Origin of the sequence: Paenibacillus solisilvae (assembly GCF_042656405.1) — a bacterium.
Classification (GTDB): domain Bacteria; phylum Bacillota; class Bacilli; order Paenibacillales; family Paenibacillaceae; genus Paenibacillus_Z; species Paenibacillus_Z solisilvae.
In genome coordinates this window covers 1-1,817 of the sequence record NZ_JBHSOW010000111.1, presented here as the reverse complement: position 1 = coordinate 1,817, position 1,817 = coordinate 1, and the positions used below count along the sequence as shown (strand labels likewise).

Annotated in this window: 1 protein-coding gene; it reads left to right on the top strand. The window is 50.5% G+C overall.

The window, feature by feature from the left end:
• Positions 1 to 190: 190 nt before the first annotated feature.
• The gene (locus tag ACFPYJ_RS28530) at positions 191 to 1,396 is read left to right on the top strand and encodes an MFS transporter (RefSeq protein WP_379191647.1); all 1,206 of its coding nucleotides are present in this window, start codon (positions 191 to 193) and stop codon (positions 1,394 to 1,396) included.
• Positions 1,397 to 1,817 lie beyond the last annotated feature (421 nt).

Below are 1,817 nucleotides of genomic sequence, written 5' to 3'. Positions count from 1 at the left end.
ATCCCATCGTACCGAGGCGCTCGTTTTTGTTCAAACGCCAAATTATTCGTTTTACAGGAATTCTAACGAGCAGTTATCTGCAATAATGTTTGTTGAACAGGCAGGAGTGTATGGTTTAAGTGTAGAATACTTTGGAAACTTATCTACTAAGATGTAAGAGATATCATAGAAATAGAGCGGAGTGATCACTTTGGCTAACGCTGCGACAAACTATCGAATCCCGCTTTTTTGCGCCGTGACCTTGCTGTTCTGGTTTTCCATGTATACCTGCGTTCCGATTCTGGCCTCGTATGTGGAGTATCTAGGCGCTTCCCACCAAACGGCCGGCATTATTATCGGCATGTACGGGCTCAGCCAGATGCTGCTGCGAATTCCCGTAGGCGTGCTTTCCGACCGCTATCACAAGCGCAAACTGTTTATCTTGTTCGGCCTGCTGTTCTCCGTATTGGCCGGTCTGGGCATTCTGATCACGCAGGAGATCACTTGGATTCTCATCCTGAGGGCGCTTGCGGGCGCGGCGGCAGCCACCTGGGTCGATTTTACGATTTTGTTCGTGAGCTACTTCAAGAAAGAAGAAACGACCAAAGCGTTGGGGACACTGTCCTTTTACAATTCAATAGGACAAATGCTCGGCATTCTTCTCGGCGGATGGTTTGCGGACCTGTTTGGGTGGGAGTCCTCGTTTCTGATCGGTGCGGCGGTAGGGGCGGTAGGGCTCGTCGGCGCATTGTATTTGGTTGAAAAAGTGGATAAGCACGCGCAAAAAATTACGTTCGAGGGTGTCCTGGAGGTTGCGAAGGACCGGACGCTGCTTACCGTTTCCTTCTTATCCATTCTGTTTCAGGTGCTGACCTTCGCCACTGTGTTCGGCTTCACGCCGGTGTTCGCCCAGTCGCTAGGAGCCACTAAGCTGGATATGGGGCTGCTGACCTTTTTTTCCACGTTCCCTACCGCGTTAGCCGCTTGGTTTGGGGGAAGGCATCTGGCGCAAAGGCTGGGAGAGCGGAACACGATCATTCTCGGTTTTATCATCAGCGGAGTGTTTACTGTGGCGATCCCGTTCACTCCGTCGCTCTGGGTGCTTATGCTGACGCAGGCTTTGGCTGGTCTCGGAAGAGGCTTTACTACTCCCGTGCTGATGTCCTTGAGCATTAAGCATATGGATACTGGAAAACGGGCAACGGCGATGGGCTTCTATCAGTCGATTTACGGCCTCGGGATGTTCGGAGGACCCTTATTCATGGGAGTCGCCGGCGATTGGCTATCCTTGGAGGACGGCTTCCTGATGGTCGGCGCTCTCGGCTGCGTCACCTCCATACTGGCTTACCTGTTGCTGAGCAGGGCGGGGGCCGGAACGGCTGCACCTCACCGCGTGTCCAGCACACTGACGAAATAATCAAAGAAGCGTAACGACAGGCTGTTGCACCTGTCGGACCGGGGAATACGAAAGATATTGTCTTAATATTCGGAGGAAGCTGGCCTTGTTCAAAGCTTGTCGCCACATAAGTTGCGACATTTCCTGCTGACTTGGCTCAAAAAAGCAGGGCATCGATGACGCACTCATACAACCGTATTCCGGACATGAAAGCCGAAAGTCATTGGAAATCTATTCAAAGCTTGCAATCACCGATGCCCAGCAGGAATATAACGAGGTCATTAATAAATTCCCCATTTAATAATCTCCGAAAAATAAGTATTAGACTGACCCAAAAAACGAAACAGCAGCAGCCATGGACGAGAAAATAAAGTCTGATATGCTCCCCTTACGGTAGACAGGTGAAATAATAAAACCTGTTATCGTAAGGGGAGCTTTTTCA